The organism is bacterium (assembly GCA_030699905.1).
GTDB lineage: Bacteria > Patescibacteriota > Minisyncoccia > Phycocordibacterales.
Window position 1 is genome coordinate 1 of record JAUYKQ010000004.1, and the last position, 14,169, is coordinate 14,169.

Here is a 14,169-nt window from a genome sequence, read left to right on the forward strand (position 1 = left end):
TCTTGAAATAAAAGGAGCTAAGGTTTTGGCGTATTTTGTCCGTTTAAAGCGCCGAGACCTAAAAATCAAAACGAACTAGACCTTGTAGACGTTTCAATGGATTCTTTTTGCACGGCGGTTCGATTCCGCCCATCTCCACATGTACAAAAATGAGCTCGCTTCTTGGCGAGCCATTTTTGTTATGTGGAGATGAGAAACGTGCCTGCGCACGTTTCGTGGCGGAATCGAAGGGGTTCTCCCATATCCAGCACTAATATCCTTTAGTGCTGGATGGGAAACCCGTACTGAACATGTAATGTTCGATAAGCGTACTCGCGGTCCGCCCATCTCCACTCGACTCGCTTGCTTCAGAAAGCAAGCTCGCTCGTGGATTTTCCTGAGCTTGTCGAAGGATAAACCACCTAAGAAGTCATGCTAACGCATGGCTTTTTAGTTTAAGCGAGTCGAGTGTCCCGAGCAAGTCTTCGCGTCGAGGGACTGTTTGATAGACTTGTCTCAAGTGGTAATTGAGAGATAATAAAACCATGTTCTACGTTTACATGATCAAAAATTCTATAGACAAGCTTTACATAGGCATAACAAAAAATCCTAAAGACAGAGTTGAATACCACAATCAGAAACGCGGCGCTTGCTTTACTAAATACAAATCCGACTTCACAATCGTCTTTCTGGAAGAATACAGCACATTGGAACAAGCAAGAAAAAGAGAAATCCAACTGAAGAAGTGGTCGCGAAAAAAGAAAGATATTTTAATAGAAAAATACAGAAAAGAATTACCCACGAAAATGTAACCGATACGCGAGTCCGCGAGCTTCCGCCCATCATTACATTTTCAAAAACCAGCCCGAATGGGCGATTTTTCTTATTGGAGACGGAGCAAGTGAACTGCCCGCCCGTACCGAACGTGTCTGTGCGGTACGTTCGGGCGGGCTTCACTTGCGTGAGGAATTGACAAACCCCCTGCATAGGTTTACTTTAGAGGACAGTGTGAACACCCTAACAGACAGGCAAATTGTGGAGCTTCGCAGAATATACGAAGCCGACCAGGCCGAAGCGGCATACGAGCAAAGACTAGAAGAATTATTAAGAGCGAAAAGGCGAAACGACAGATTGCAAACGTTTCTGATTCTAGTCTTCATCTTGTTTTTGTTCTCGCGACTGTTTATAAAGATAAACGGCTAAAGGAACGCAGAAAGGAGTCAAAATGAGTAGACCGATTCGCGCAACATGTCCCCATTGCGGGATGTTAATACCTTACGCTATCTACGGAGCGCACACGGCGGTATGTGTCAGAATGCGGAATGCAAAAACGCAACTCCCTCAACCATTCGCCACCACCCGAAAAAAGGACGTGAAAGAAGGAATGTATTCTCGCGTCGAAAGTCCGAGAAATCCACAGAAAGCCGTTGTGTCGGATGCTTTGTGGCGTTAAACTGTTTTCAGTATGAACACTCCCAGTATTCCAGTGCCTCTTCCTGTATTTTTGCAAATACAGAAGCATGAAATGGAGAGTCCGTTCAACGAGTGGGTGACTGGAGAAGAGGTCAACCACGAGCCCACGAACAACGAGCTGGCGTCCCATTACATTTCATCCGGCCGTGCCGCTCAAATAGCGCTCGAAATGACGCCAAGGATGGCTAAAATATAATTTGAGCGGGGTCTCCTCTCGTCACCGCGAAGAAACAAGCCCCATTTTGAAGCGATTCAAGATGGGGTCTTTTTTGTAACTACCCACACTCTCATTCTCCCTTTTGTACTCGCCTCTCCGAAGCCGCTTCGGCGTAGCGCGGGAAGGGAGTGGCCGTAGGCCGAGGGATTTATAAATCCTCCGTCATCAGAATGACCACCCTCCTTTAGAAAAGGATGAATAAAGCCACTTTCTGATAGGTGTGAGTGGTTATCTTTTTTGAGTTGACAAATAGTTGTTCAGTGTGGTATTTTAGATTCAGAAAGGAAACTTATGGAATTGTTTACAGAAAGGGAAAGAAGAGAAATCGAGAGAATTCTAAAGGAAGACCAAGAAGGCGTGCGAAGAGAAGTGAAAAGGCAGGAAATCCTGGCGAAAATCGGACTCTTCGGCCGAGTCCTTATAAACGTATTATTCGTCATGACAGTATGCTCAATTTTCCTCGTGGCCATTCTCTCCCTTCTAAAGGTCATTTCGATCCTTTTGAGGTAACACCAGAATTTGCGCAGAAAACCGAAATCTTGTCGCTTGGCCGGCAAGATTTTTTCTATCCGAAATTATCGGCCATGACTTTCCCTGTCGCGATTGAAAACGATTTTATCAAAACCAGAAAAGACAGAGCTACCGCAAACCAAATGTCGGCTCCGCGAGTGGCAAATCCAACCGCGATAGCCAAAAGAATAACCCAAGAACCCATAATGTACCCCGCGACATGAGTACTTCGCAAAACATCCGCCTTTCCGAAAACGAGAACCTCTTCCTGCCAAACAAAAAGAGTCCAGACGCTCCAGATAAGAAAAGCCGCTATAAGAGCCAGATTTCCCAAAAACTCCGGCATGGCTATTTCAAGCGGGTTTGAAATAAAAATCAAAATAGCCGAAAGCGCAAGCGACAAAAGACATTCCACGGAAGAATAAACGGCCTTTGCCATATTCACCAAAAAACTCCAACCGCTTGATAGTCGGGATTTCCATGAAACCGAAATATTCAAAAACTCTTTTAGAGAAACTTTGCTCTTTTCAAAGTTGTCTGCTATAAGAGTTTGGCTTTTGTCTGAAATTCTCATAAAAAAATTTTATTGATTTCTTAAACTTTTAACTACCTTTAACTACCATTTTACTTACAGCGCATGAAAAAATGGTGATAATGTTTTCTAAAACCGGCTTCAAACTTTTGAAAACGGACGAGCTGTATCAACAGGTATTGATACAGCTCGTCCGTTAAAAAATTGCTTTTATTTTACTTGTATGGTAAACTCTTCCCATAAGTAATCTTATTATCCCTTGAGTCAAAAAGTCAGAATAAACCATCAGATACGGGCCAAAGAACTCCGGGTTATAAGCTCCACGGGAGAAAATTTGGGTCTCTTGTCTCTTCAGGACGCTCTTCGCAAAGCCGAAGAGGATGGGCTGGATTTGATAGAGATTTCGCCCAACTCTCCGGAGCCGGTGGCTAAGATAATGGATTACGGCAAGTATCAGTACGAGGAGAACAAAAAGACAAAGGCCTCAAGATCAAAAAGCCGGAACGCGGAAATAAAAAGCATTCAAATTAAAATAGGCACGGGCGAACACGATTTGGAATTAAAGGCCAAAAAGGCCTCAGAGTGGCTTCAGGAAGGGCATAGGGTCAAAGTAGAGCTTTTCCTTTCAGGCAGAGCCAAATACATGGACCCAAAGTTTCTCTCTGAAAGGTTGGAGCGAGTTCTTCGTTTTATTTCCGAAGAATACAAAATCGCCGAACCGCTAAAGAGAGGGCCAAAGGGACTGACGGTGATAATAGAGAGAAGTTAGTAAGCGTACAGCGTTTAGCGTATGTAAATACTTTTTACTGAACGCTTAACGCTAAAATATGAAAACAAACAAATCATACACAAAACGACTTAAGGTTACGAAAAATGGCAAGATTTTAAGAAGAAGGTCGGGCCAGAACCATTTTAACGCCAAAGAAAGAGGCAGACAGACGATGTCCAAACACAAGACGTCGCCTTTCAAGATGAACAATAAAGACATTAGCAGATATTTAGCATAAAACTCAAATGGTCTCGAAATAGGCGCGAGTACGCGCCTCCCGAATCAATCACGAATCTAATGTTAGGGAAAATTAGGGAGAAAATTCGGGATTGATTAGAGACCAAATAATCATATGTCACGAGTAAAAAAAGCGGTAAACGCTTTAAAGACAAGGAAAAACGTTTTAAAAGCGACGAAGGGATACAGACACGCGCGCTCAAAAAAAGAAAGGGCCGCTTATGAAGCTCTGGTGCACGCGGGCGCCTACGCTTTTGCCCACAGGAGAGACAAAAAAAATGACTTCAGAAAACTCTGGAACGTTCAGGTAAACGCCGGACTGGGCACCGAATGGTCTTACAGTAAATTTATCGGCGCTTTAAAGAAAAAAAATATTGATCTGGATCGTAAAATCCTCGCCGGTTTAGCCGAAAAGAATCCCGAAACCTTCAAGAGAGTGGTGGAGAAGGCGAGGTAGAAAAGATTCTGCAAGCGCGAGATGCAATAATGCCAATCGCCCCCATTCGCCCGCTTTTGCGGGCGAATGGGGGCGATTTTTATCTCCCGAGGACAAAGTTCAGCCGACATTAGAATTCCAACTCCACTTTTTCCCCATCCGAAGGATGAACCGCCTCAACCCCAAGATAGTCCCGAAGTTTTTGAACTAAAAAAAATGCCGCTTTCGGCTCGCCCATGACAACAAAGGTCTTTTTTAAAGAACCGGCCGTATTTTCAACAAAATTCAAAAGTCCATCCGAATCTTTGTGTGAAGAGTACCCGCTTATGGTTTCAACCTTTGCCTTCACGAAGACCTTTTTATTTCCTATTTGTACTGACCTGGCGCCGTCTTGAATCTCTCTACCCAAAGAACCGGGCGACTGATAACCGACAAAAAGTATAGTGGCGTTTTCATCTCCCAAGTAAATTTCTTCATGACGCAGTATTCTGCCACCGGCGGACATTCCGGAGCCGGCTATTATTATCTTTGGTCCTTTGGCGTTTGCAATGTCCTGCGACTGCCGGACTCGTGGAGTCATTTTGAGTCCCGGAAATTCAAAAATATCGTCTCCTCCCTCCACTTCTTTGCGCACCTCCCCTTTGAAATGATGCGACATTTCCGAATAGACGCCTGTGATTTTAATAGCGAGGGGCGAGTCCAAAAAAACGGCGACATCACCCACTTTACCGTTTTCAACCATTTCGTTTATTTCATAAAGAAGCACTTGAGTTTTTTCAAGCGAAAAAGAAGGAATAAGCAATGTCCCCTTTTTTTTAATAGTTCTTGTTACGGCCTGAAGAAGTTTGTTTTTTCTTTCTCCCGAACCTTCGTGGTTTCGGTCTCCGTAAACGCTTTCCATGACAACATAGTCGGCGTCTGAAATAATTTCCGTGTTAGGTAAAAGAGGCGCCGGAGAGTTGCCTAAATCTCCCGTAAAGACCGCCTTGATTTTGCGTCCGTTGCCGTACTCAAACTCATACATCGCGGAGCCCAAAATATGTCCGGCGTCTTTGGCCGTTACCGCAAGGTCGTGAGACAACTGCAAAGGTTTGCCGTATTCAATCGTTTGCCAAACAGACAACGCTTTGGAAACGTCATCTTCTTCATAAAGAAGATTTTCGCCGTTTTTGTTCTCGTAACGCATAATGGAAAGAGCGTCCTCAAACATGAACTTGGCGATTTTTAGTGTCGCTTCGGTGCTTGTTATCTTTCCCTTGAATCCGTCTTTTACAAGTTTCGGCACGCGACCGATGTGGTCTATATGGGCGTGCGTCACGAAAAGATAATCAATGTCCGCAGGGTTGTAAGGGAACGGTTCCGCGTTTCTCTTGTCGGCAAATTGGACTCCTTGTAAAAGACCGCAGTCAACCAAAATCCTCTTGCCACCGGCGGAAAACTCAAAATTGGCGCCAGTAACGGTGCTTGCTCCGCTCCAGAAAATTATATGAGGATTGATATTTGATTCTTTCATTTTAACGGTTTGTCCTCGGTCGTGGATTGACTTTGATTTTGCCATGAATTTATTGGTCCTCGTGTCTCTTTTTTCAGACCTTTTTCCACATAAAAGGCAGCCACAAAGCCCCCTAACACGTCAAAAACCATATCCTTTAGAACGTCTAAAGGATAGTTTCTTATGGCGTTGTATGTTTGACCGGTGAAATACTCGTAAACTTCCCAAAAACCGCCGATAACCAAAGCACCGATGACGGCCGCAAAAACCAATCTAAAACGACCCTGTTTATCGTAAGAGAAAACTCCGGAGTAAAGATAAGTCCACAAACCTACAAGTCCGGCAAAAAGCCCCCCGAGAAAATGCATAGGTATATCCAACCACCAAAATATCCAGTAAAAATAAAAGTGGATGGAAAAAGCGTGCAAGGCGCCGATGGCGATAAACAGGACAAATATGGAAATACCGATATTCTTCTTCATTGTTTTGGTCAGTAAGTTTTAAAGCGAAGCTCTACTTCTTGGCAAATACCTCTTTTATTCTAACATGTTTTAGGCACAGGTCTGTTTTCATTCGTTCTTTTCATTTGTCCTTCATTAGAATGGGTGTATAATGATTATAGGTTATAAAAATATAAAACTCTATACCACTTTCAAAGGGAGATCTATTATTACGTCGTGCCGATGAGAGTCCTCCGTTAAATACGAGTGACATTCTGACGCGTGCGCGTTGCGGTCACCCACCTAGAGTATTCTAGGGTTTATGTTTTTATAACCCATGAAAGACCCGTCAGTTCGCCTTGGTGAACTGACGGGTCTTTAATTTCCATAAATTATCTTGAATTTCGAAATACGGCAGTCGCCCCCCCCCACTCGAAAAGCTCCCAAAAAAGTGACCGCTCCAAGGGCGCTTGCCCGGTCTCAGTCACTTTTTTGTGACTTTCCTCGTGGGGGGGAAGCAGGTGTTTCGTAATTCACAGTAAATTACTAATTGTCCGCTTTTGACTTCGTTTTCTATTCCAATATACCGTCTAAGTTTACGTCATAAAGTATCTGCTCTTGCACCAGACGATAGTTTGTCAGCTCTTCTTCTTTAAACCAATGAGCTATTTCAAGCTTGGCTTCATCAATAGTACCTGACATATGCACAAGATTTCTAACCGCCCTTTTGTCGGTATCCGCCATTTGATAAGAGTCCAGAACAAAATCCCCGCGTATGGTTCCAACGTCTGACGAACGCGGTTCCGTGCCTCCGCCTATTTTTCTTACAAGTTCCACAACATGCGCTCCTTGCCACACCATGGCCACCACAGGTCCGCTGGTTAAATATTTTTTAAGTCCCTCTATAACTCTATCTCCGACTTCTATCGGGTCTCGGCTCGGCGGCTCTTGTCCCTTTTTTTCATAACTTTCAATGGCCTTTTTACCGACCGCTTCTTTCCATCCCGGGTCTAAAGAATAATGCGCCTCAACATGCTCCGATGTGGGCACCATCATCTTAAGACCGACAATTTTAAGCCCCATTCTTTCAAAACGGCCGATTATCTCGCCGACAAGAGTCCTTTGAACGCCGTCGGGCTTTATGACGACAAGCGTACGTTCTATTTTCGGATGATTTTCCATTATGATTGTTTAACTTTTTCTAATAATGATTCAAATTTCTTCAGTATATTAGGCAACTCTTTATACACTTTTTCCGCGAATGCTTCACTGTAAGCATGCACCGTATAGTTTCTGGTATCTGTTATGGAGATCCAGGAATCTTCGTAGTCAATAAGGCCATGCTTAAAGGCCGCCCGAAAGCAATCCTTGGGAGAGGAGCAAACAACACCTTTTCTGTTTTCAAGAAATTCTTTTACAAGCTTCCATGACAGGTCAAAAGACATTTCAAACCTCTGAATAGCGCTGTCCCTTACCACCTCGTTTTTTTCCATTTCCAAAACTTCCTTCAAGCGAGAGACCGCTTTTTCAAACTGAATCCTCAAAGCTTCTTCTTTGGTCATATCAAATTAAATTAAAAAAATTCCACTTTTGATTTTGCCACCTTATAAAAATCGGATGAAACGGTCCTAAAATCCACTATATCAATACTGTAAAGTACGGGAATATCATGGATTTCTTCTTCTATTCGGGACATCACCGACAGAGGAACTTTCTCCGGTCCTTCAATACCTATGTCAATATCAGAGCGCGCGCTTCCTTTTCCAACCACCCTTGAGCCGAAAAAAAACAGCTTGTACTCCGAAAGGTCAAGATGCTTACCTACAACATCGCGCACCGTTCTTTTCACCTCCTCCGGTTCCTTGTATTCCAACCTGACCATGCCAAAAGATTACCATAATCCGCCCCTTTTTTCAATTATCAATTATCTATTGTATATGTAAAACACTACAATTAGTTATGCCAAAGACGGGAATACTTCTGCTCAAACAAAGTGAAATTCGATTCCGTCGGGGATTTCAATTGGGCTTATAAAAAAAATCCTCCCTATTCCACTTTTTAGTTATGAGTTTTGCGTACAGCGCATGGTCAATTTCTTCTCCCTGTGAAATGGCTTTGTATAAACTTTCTAACCCCTCTCTGTATTCTTCAAGAATTTTAGAAAGTGCGATAATGTTTGTCCTGTCCTTTGTGAACATTCTCACCCATACACTTTCCTGCCTGTTCGCCTCTTTGCTGCATGCGAGTCTTAAGTCTGTTAGGAGAAGGCTCACTTTATCTAATAAAGACACAAAAGGTTGGTACCTGGATGATCTTGTAATGAGTTCTATAACTTCCAACTCTTTCCTGGCTTCAGACCAGAACTCGTAGCTCTTGTAGAGTGCGTCTTCCAACTCTTTCAGATCTCTCTTGGTAAAATCAAGCGCCAAGAGCGTGCTGGAAAATTGCCGGAAACTTTTCCGGCTTTGGTTAAATGCGTCTTCTTCAATACTTTTCTTTTCTTCCGCTGTAACCGCCTCCATAAATTTACCGTATGTTTCTTTGTCTCCTTTGTTATAAGACATAACTATCATCTCTCTGTAGAAACTTGGAGGGAGTCGTGTAATATTGATCTTTTGGGGAACTTCGGGACCTTTCAGCCGTTCGGCTTTGCCCAGTGGTTCCGTCTCTTCGGTGGAAACTTCTCTTTTTCCTATGTGGATTGGAACAACTTCACTGTTCCCTTCTTTAAAATCCAACGAAATATCCTGCCGTGGCAACCCCTCCATTGAATCAAGAGAATTCGGTTGTGGAATTTTTTCTGTCATAAAAGATAAAATTTTACTTATAATACTTGCTCATAATCTCTTCCTCTACGTTTCCCCTATCTCGGCCGTAGGTAAGATATGACAATTCTTTTAATTTTTCAATTCTTTGACGGTCGCCTTGATGCGGTGGCAATGTCTCAATGTTAAAAGGTTTTGCCGGACGACCGTTTATAAGCATTTTGATATATGCGTTCCTGTTGTCCAAGTTTATGATGTCTTTACCGGAAAAAACCGGCTCAAATTGTTTTTCCAAAAATTCAGCGTCTTCCGAACCGACCCGAAAAACCGCCATGGAACCGACATTGCCGAAGACGGCGTCTTTTATCTTCTCGTCAAGCTGTGCAATGAACTGATGGGCAATATTTAAAGACAGTTTATATTTGCGCGCTTCAGAGAGAATAGTGGCTATAGAAGGTGTCGTAACGTTTTGGAATTCGTCAATGTAGAGATAAAAAGGAGGCAGGTCGCTTTTGCCAAAAGAATCCACACGCGAAAGAGCGGCCATTAATATTTTACCGACAAGCACAAGACCCAAAAGATTGGAATTGATATCTCCCAGACGGCCTTTGGCCAAATTTACAAGAAGAATTTTTCGGCTGTCCATAATTTCACGCATGTTAAAACTGGAGAGTTCTTGGGCCACAATGGGCCTCATAATGTCGTTTGAAAGAAAATTATCAAATTTGCTTGTGATGTAAGGCACAATGTTCTGCAGTGAGGCCTCGCCTCCGGCTTTTTCCGCCACTTCCCGCCAGAACTGCGTGACTATGGGATTTTTGCATCTGGAAAGTTTCAGGTCCCTGTACGCTTTGTTGGCCAAAGTCCGAGACACGTCAAATAATGTTCCGCCCGTATCCGGATCTTCTATCGTTAGCATGACGGCATTTCTGAAATACTGTTCAAACATCGGCCCTCCGGCGGTTTTCATGTCAAACAATTTGTCAAAAATGGAAAGCATTTCGTTTACCACGAAAGTTTTCTGTTCCGGAAAACGCCTATCATATTCCAGCATATTCAAAGCCATGGGCCTATCCAAATGACTCGGGTCAAAATATATCACATCCTCGGTTCTATTCGCGGGGATGGAAGCCAAAACGTCTTGAATATCGGCGCCATGAGGGTCTATCATGCAGACGCCTTCACCCTCGGCAATATCTTGTATTATCATGTTTTTGAGAAGGGTGGTTTTACCTGTTCCGGTTTGGCCTATTACGTAGAAATGCCTAAGACGATCCTCGGGCAAAATGCGAATCTCTTTACTCTTTCCGTGAAAGTCATTAACACCTAAAAGAGTGCCGTTTTCGGGCGCCTCTAAAGGAGCGGCAGATGCCCCCGCTTTGGCTTGTTTTAACTGCGGAGACGAATATGAAAAAGTTTCGGGGAAATGATAGAGAGCCGTGAGTTCGGCGGCATTCAAAGCCAACGATTTTTTAGAATCAAAAGTTCTAAAACTGAAAGTGCGAGAAAAATCCCGCAAATTTTTTCCTTTGCGACGTTCAAACTTTAAACTGTTGCCCTCTGTTTTTCCAAATTGATGAAAAGCCGATTCCAAGTCGGCAATAATTTCCTCCGCTTCGTCTTCACTTCGAGCCGAAGCCACGAGACGTATGTTGCAGGAAAATATGGGAGAGGAAATTTTTTTCTTGACGGACTCAATGGCCGATTCATCACGAATTTTTTCTTTTTCTTCTTGCTTGGGATTTTTGTCGGCCTTTAAAAGCTCTTTGAACGTCTTGCCTATCTCTCCCCAAAAAGAAACCGCGACATTCAGAGCTTCGTCCGTATTCTTTCCTTTTTCCAAGTTTTTCAACGCTTCGGAGAAAGCAGAACCGTATCTTTCGCCGTTTAGAGGACTTATGATTATTTGCAAAGCCGCCCCCTCTCCCTCTTTGTCTATTTTACTGAAACTTCCTAAAAGCACCTTCAGAGGGTCAAACTCAAACTCATCGTATGTTTTCAAGGTATAGGCGGGTCTTTTTACAAGAGTGGCCTCGGAGCCGATAGACACACCCGCTTCGTTGAAAATGTTGTAGTCGTCCTTGGCTTCGGTCAATTTGGCTTTTGGCAGTACGGAAAGCAGTTGTTTTTCAAACAGATTTCGTTTGCCATCGGGCACGGAAGCGTAAAATACGAATTCATCACTGCCGTTTGCGTTTGCTATTTCCAAAGTAAAATAAGTGTCGCCTTCTCCGACAGCCCGCATACCGGCGTAAAAACTTTCCATTCCGGATAGAAGCTGTTTTAAGGACTCCGCCGGCTCTTTGTCTTCGGCGTCCGGCAGAGAAATTTCAAAAAGAGTCGTGCGCAAAGGTCTGAAAAGAGGAGAGTTCTTTTTTATATCGGACGTTTGGTATCCCGCTTTGACATATTGAACCAAAAAACGATGAAAATCGTCTTCCAAATGAGGGTTGCGCATCTTATACAGAACCGACAAGACATTCTTCACCCCATGTGTTTGGAGCATGCCAACAAGCTCTGCCATTTTGCTATCATGCGGTTCCGGTGAGAGGTCAAGAACTATGCTCTGCTGTTCATTTTCCGACAAAGCGTAGGATGTTTCCAGGACTTCGTCGGAATTGTTAAAACGGTAATCGCGAATGGCATCCGATACAACCGTTTCCACTTTTACCGGTATTTCCGCCACACTCTGCCTCCTCGCCACTTCAGCGCGCAAAAACGCAAGCTCCTCTTCGGAAGAGGAGAATTTCTTTTCGTTCAGTGTTGGCCTCTGTTTTTCCATAAAATATTGACTGCGTAACAAAAACGCGACTTTAACCCTAACTGACATTGGGCATCATGCTTACTTTCTTCTCTGCGACTGACCTCCTTTTTTATCATATTTCAACCCCCCACTCGGAGTAATATTTATACTATGAGTGTCGTACGAATGTCTCTCAACGTTCCTGTATTCCGGTCTGGTGTTTTTTTCAACGTATATCGGCGGTTTCTTACTGCCCTCAATCGGCTGTCCCCAAAATGCTTGGGCTAAACTTTTCCAAAAGCCGGCTTTTTTTGGTTCACTGCGCTTCATTCCAAAATCGGCGTCTCTATTCTCCGTAGCATTGTATCCGCCCGTTCTGACATTTGGAGTCCATATGTAGTCAGTAGGGTTTCCTTTTTTGGTTGAGACATTAGATTTATTTGTTGTTTGCTCTTTGTCGGCAGGAGCATAGGTTTCTTGTCCTCCTCCGGAGTTAACTTCCGACGCCGGCCCTTTTCCACCGGAATTTTCTGACTGTTTTTCAAAAGCGAAATCCGCTCTTTTTTGACTGCCACTTACTATTTCAAATGAATGTCCGATTCTTTTCACGGCATCGGTCAAAGTGTCTCTTTCAGGAGAAAAGTTAATCGGATCAATGTTTTGTTTTTGAGAAATATCGTAAAAAACGCCAAGCAGTGACTCTGCCGCTTCTTGAAGCGCCAGGTAGTCCTCGGGACTTCCTTTGAGAACCCTGTAGGGGTTACCGATTCTCGTCTTCTTTTCTTCCACGTTGCCTTTGGTGGGATTTTGAAACTCTCTCATAAATTCGGAATACAAAATCCTGGCTTCCTCTAACGCTTCAGGGCTTCCCGTATCCATATTCTGAACTCGTTTGGTAAAGTCCTTGGCCCATATACCGCTTTCACTCATATTATCCGAAGGCAAAACCTCGGCTCCCTCTACATTCTCTTTATCTTCCTCGGCGGACACTACACTATCATTTTTATCATCTTCTCCTATTTCATGGGTATCGGTAACTTCAGGAGCAGACGGTTTTTTTATTTCTTCTTCTGTTTCTTCCTCTCCTATAAACTGCGCTTCTTGCGAGACATTTTTTAGCTCCTGGGAAGCGGACGTCTCTTTGGGAGTTTGTTCGGAATTAAAAATATCAGCCGTAACCACTTTTACTTCCGTGCCGTCGCTTGCTTGTTGTGTCTTAAAATCAGCATTGTCTTTGAAATGTGGAATTACCGAGGCGACTTTGGCTCTTTCGGGGTCGGCGGAAGGTTCTTTGTCTCCCCATTTTACCGCCAAGGAAAGCGCGACAAACAAAGACAGCGCCACCGCTTTGGATTTTGTCGTTTTTAGGTTTTCTTTTATCCACTTTTCTATCTTTTGCCCGAATTCCGGACTCTCTACCTCTGCTTTCAATCTGTCTTTTTGATCCTCCGTCCATAGCTCCTTTAAGAATCGGCCGGTATTTTTGCCTTTTTCCGCCACTTTGCCCAAAAACGTCCTTTCATCAGATAGTTCCTCCCTCAACTGCTCTGCCATTATGAGCTCCCTTATTTTCATAAACAAAACCCTTGGAAAATCTTTTGCCTTTATAACATCCTTTTCCCTTATTGATTTTGCGATAGCTTCTTTAATGGCTTCCGGACTGAAAGTTTTCTTTCCTTCAGTTATTTCGCCAATCTGGTCAAGAAGAGGAAAAAGTTCCTCCAAAGTTTTTGCTCTGACTGCTTTGGATATTGCCCTCAACTGTTCCGTTTTTTTGACATTTTTAAGCGACTCCGGAGCCGACACCGTTTCGTTCTCAACAGCGGGTTCCTCGTTGTCTACTTTATTTTCAAAAGAATGCTCGGTAACGTCCGAGAGAGGTTCTTCTTTTTTCTTTTTCTGTTTTTTTTCTCTTTGCCCTGAAATTTTTTTTTCTTTCGGAATATTTTCACCACGAAGATTGATAGTATGTACATGCCTGCCGTCTGCTTCCGGTTTTAACTCAAGGACATCATGTTCGTCCTGTTTTTCTCTGTTATTTTTAGCGCCAAATTTACTCCAATCTTCTAATTGTGGCGCTTGAACTTCAGACAATTTTTCATTCTCTTTCACTTCCAAATGAGGTACTTCGCTTTCTCTAACCCAAGGTCTCGACAAACTTTTAAACTTCTTTGTCACTTCTTCCTTGTCTAAAACCTTCAGAAGCTCCTCACCGATTCTGTAATCAGTGGGAAGATTTTCAAAAAACTTTCTCCATTTTTTTTCCTGAATGTGAGCCGGAGATTCAAGAATCTTGCCTATTTCTCTGTCTATGTCAGACGCGACTGAATTTAATCTTTTGGGATTTCCTTCATTATCAAAAATATTTTGTTTACCAAACTGCCGCAAAGAATCCAAAAAAACTTTGTAATTTTCCTTGTTGCGAAAAACAGGAGAGTTGGCTCTGATCTCAAAAGATTCGTTCAAACTTCTGCTCATTTCAGGGTCCTTCATAACCGCTTCCAGTGTTTCGGCTTGTTTTTTCAACTCATTTTCTTTTATATCGTCAGAAGGGATTTTTTCCATATGTAATCATT

15 protein-coding genes and 1 other RNA gene are annotated in these 14,169 nt (G+C 43.2%); 7 read left to right on the forward strand and 9 right to left on the reverse strand.

The features are described from left to right. From ssrA to Q8P86_00590, 4 genes are all read left to right on the forward strand, one after another. Window positions 1-141: a transfer-messenger RNA gene (ssrA, locus tag Q8P86_00575) on the forward strand; the annotation flags it as partial. Window positions 142-524: 383 nt separating this feature from the next. Continuing rightward, complete coding sequence (locus tag Q8P86_00580) at window positions 525-791, forward strand: GIY-YIG nuclease family protein (protein ID MDP3996174.1); 267 nt, start codon at window positions 525-527, stop codon at window positions 789-791. Window positions 792-1,444: 653 nt separating this feature from the next. After that, window positions 1,445-1,648: a hypothetical protein gene (locus Q8P86_00585; GenBank protein MDP3996175.1), complete on the forward strand. Its 204-nt coding sequence runs from the start codon at window positions 1,445-1,447 to the stop codon at window positions 1,646-1,648. A gap of 312 nt (window positions 1,649-1,960) precedes the next feature. Next, the gene (locus Q8P86_00590) at window positions 1,961-2,179 is read left to right on the forward strand and encodes a hypothetical protein (protein MDP3996176.1); all 219 of its coding nucleotides are present in this window, start codon (window positions 1,961-1,963) and stop codon (window positions 2,177-2,179) included. 55 nt (window positions 2,180-2,234) lie between these two features. On the opposite strand, the gene Q8P86_00595 is transcribed toward Q8P86_00590, so the two are convergent. Then, window positions 2,235-2,753 carry a hypothetical protein gene (locus Q8P86_00595; GenBank protein MDP3996177.1) on the reverse strand — a complete coding sequence of 173 codons (519 nt, stop codon included), beginning with the start codon at window positions 2,751-2,753 and terminating at the stop codon, window positions 2,235-2,237. Between the two features lie 217 nt (window positions 2,754-2,970). Between Q8P86_00595 and infC the strand changes: the two genes are divergently transcribed. From infC to rplT, 3 genes are all read left to right on the forward strand, one after another. Continuing rightward, window positions 2,971-3,480, forward strand: coding sequence for a translation initiation factor IF-3 (infC, locus tag Q8P86_00600; GenBank protein MDP3996178.1), 510 nt, complete (start codon window positions 2,971-2,973; stop codon window positions 3,478-3,480). 58 nt (window positions 3,481-3,538) lie between these two features. Further along, the gene (locus Q8P86_00605; protein ID MDP3996179.1) at window positions 3,539-3,718 is read left to right on the forward strand and encodes a 50S ribosomal protein L35; all 180 of its coding nucleotides are present in this window, start codon (window positions 3,539-3,541) and stop codon (window positions 3,716-3,718) included. 114 nt (window positions 3,719-3,832) lie between these two features. After that, on the forward strand, window positions 3,833-4,174 hold the full coding sequence (gene rplT / locus Q8P86_00610; protein MDP3996180.1) for a 50S ribosomal protein L20: 342 nt from the start codon (window positions 3,833-3,835) through the stop codon (window positions 4,172-4,174). A gap of 109 nt (window positions 4,175-4,283) precedes the next feature. Here rplT and Q8P86_00615 read toward each other — a convergent pair whose 3' ends face one another. The 8 genes from Q8P86_00615 to Q8P86_00650 form a co-directional block, all read right to left on the reverse strand. After that, entirely contained in the window at window positions 4,284-5,711 is a 1,428-nt protein-coding gene (locus Q8P86_00615; protein MDP3996181.1) for an MBL fold metallo-hydrolase, read from the reverse strand. Continuing rightward, window positions 5,663-6,127, reverse strand: a complete 465-nt coding sequence (locus Q8P86_00620; GenBank protein ID MDP3996182.1) for a hypothetical protein — start codon at window positions 6,125-6,127, stop codon at window positions 5,663-5,665. The genes Q8P86_00615 and Q8P86_00620 overlap by 49 nt, the downstream gene beginning before the upstream one ends. A gap of 531 nt (window positions 6,128-6,658) precedes the next feature. Continuing rightward, on the reverse strand, window positions 6,659-7,267 hold the full coding sequence (locus tag Q8P86_00625) for a nucleoside-diphosphate kinase (protein ID MDP3996183.1): 609 nt from the start codon (window positions 7,265-7,267) through the stop codon (window positions 6,659-6,661). Next, complete coding sequence (locus Q8P86_00630; protein ID MDP3996184.1) at window positions 7,267-7,647, reverse strand: HI0074 family nucleotidyltransferase substrate-binding subunit; 381 nt, start codon at window positions 7,645-7,647, stop codon at window positions 7,267-7,269. Before Q8P86_00630 ends, Q8P86_00625 begins: the two co-directional genes overlap by 1 nt. Window positions 7,648-7,658: 11 nt before the next feature. Further along, complete coding sequence (locus tag Q8P86_00635; GenBank protein ID MDP3996185.1) at window positions 7,659-7,967, reverse strand: nucleotidyltransferase domain-containing protein; 309 nt, start codon at window positions 7,965-7,967, stop codon at window positions 7,659-7,661. A 136-nt stretch (window positions 7,968-8,103) separates the two neighbouring features. After that, window positions 8,104-8,892 (reverse strand): hypothetical protein, encoded by a 789-nt coding sequence (locus Q8P86_00640; protein MDP3996186.1) that lies wholly within the window; start codon window positions 8,890-8,892, stop codon window positions 8,104-8,106. Between the two features lie 13 nt (window positions 8,893-8,905). Next, window positions 8,906-11,632, reverse strand: coding sequence for a type IV secretion system DNA-binding domain-containing protein (locus Q8P86_00645; protein ID MDP3996187.1), 2,727 nt, complete (start codon window positions 11,630-11,632; stop codon window positions 8,906-8,908). A gap of 60 nt (window positions 11,633-11,692) precedes the next feature. Next, a complete protein-coding gene (locus tag Q8P86_00650) occupies window positions 11,693-14,158 on the reverse strand; it encodes a hypothetical protein (GenBank protein ID MDP3996188.1) in 2,466 nt (821 codons plus the stop codon). Window positions 14,159-14,169: the final 11 nt, after the last annotated feature.

Coding starts and splice junctions, on each gene's coding strand:
- Q8P86_00580 (MDP3996174.1), top strand. CDS start 525: ATGTTCTACGTTTACATGATCAAAAATTCTATAGACAAGCTTTACATA.
- Q8P86_00585 (MDP3996175.1), top strand. CDS start 1,445: ATGAACACTCCCAGTATTCCAGTGCCTCTTCCTGTATTTTTGCAAATA.
- Q8P86_00590 (MDP3996176.1), top strand. CDS start 1,961: ATGGAATTGTTTACAGAAAGGGAAAGAAGAGAAATCGAGAGAATTCTA.
- Q8P86_00595 (MDP3996177.1), bottom strand. CDS start 2,753: ATGAGAATTTCAGACAAAAGCCAAACTCTTATAGCAGACAACTTTGAA.
- Q8P86_00605 (MDP3996179.1), top strand. CDS start 3,539: ATGAAAACAAACAAATCATACACAAAACGACTTAAGGTTACGAAAAAT.
- rplT (MDP3996180.1), top strand. CDS start 3,833: ATGTCACGAGTAAAAAAAGCGGTAAACGCTTTAAAGACAAGGAAAAAC.
- Q8P86_00615 (MDP3996181.1), bottom strand. CDS start 5,711: ATGGCAAAATCAAAGTCAATCCACGACCGAGGACAAACCGTTAAAATG.
- Q8P86_00620 (MDP3996182.1), bottom strand. CDS start 6,127: ATGAAGAAGAATATCGGTATTTCCATATTTGTCCTGTTTATCGCCATC.
- Q8P86_00625 (MDP3996183.1), bottom strand. CDS start 7,267: ATGGAAAATCATCCGAAAATAGAACGTACGCTTGTCGTCATAAAGCCC.
- Q8P86_00630 (MDP3996184.1), bottom strand. CDS start 7,647: ATGACCAAAGAAGAAGCTTTGAGGATTCAGTTTGAAAAAGCGGTCTCT.
- Q8P86_00635 (MDP3996185.1), bottom strand. CDS start 7,967: ATGGTCAGGTTGGAATACAAGGAACCGGAGGAGGTGAAAAGAACGGTG.
- Q8P86_00640 (MDP3996186.1), bottom strand. CDS start 8,892: ATGACAGAAAAAATTCCACAACCGAATTCTCTTGATTCAATGGAGGGG.
- Q8P86_00645 (MDP3996187.1), bottom strand. CDS start 11,632: ATGGAAAAACAGAGGCCAACACTGAACGAAAAGAAATTCTCCTCTTCC.
- Q8P86_00650 (MDP3996188.1), bottom strand. CDS start 14,158: ATGGAAAAAATCCCTTCTGACGATATAAAAGAAAATGAGTTGAAAAAA.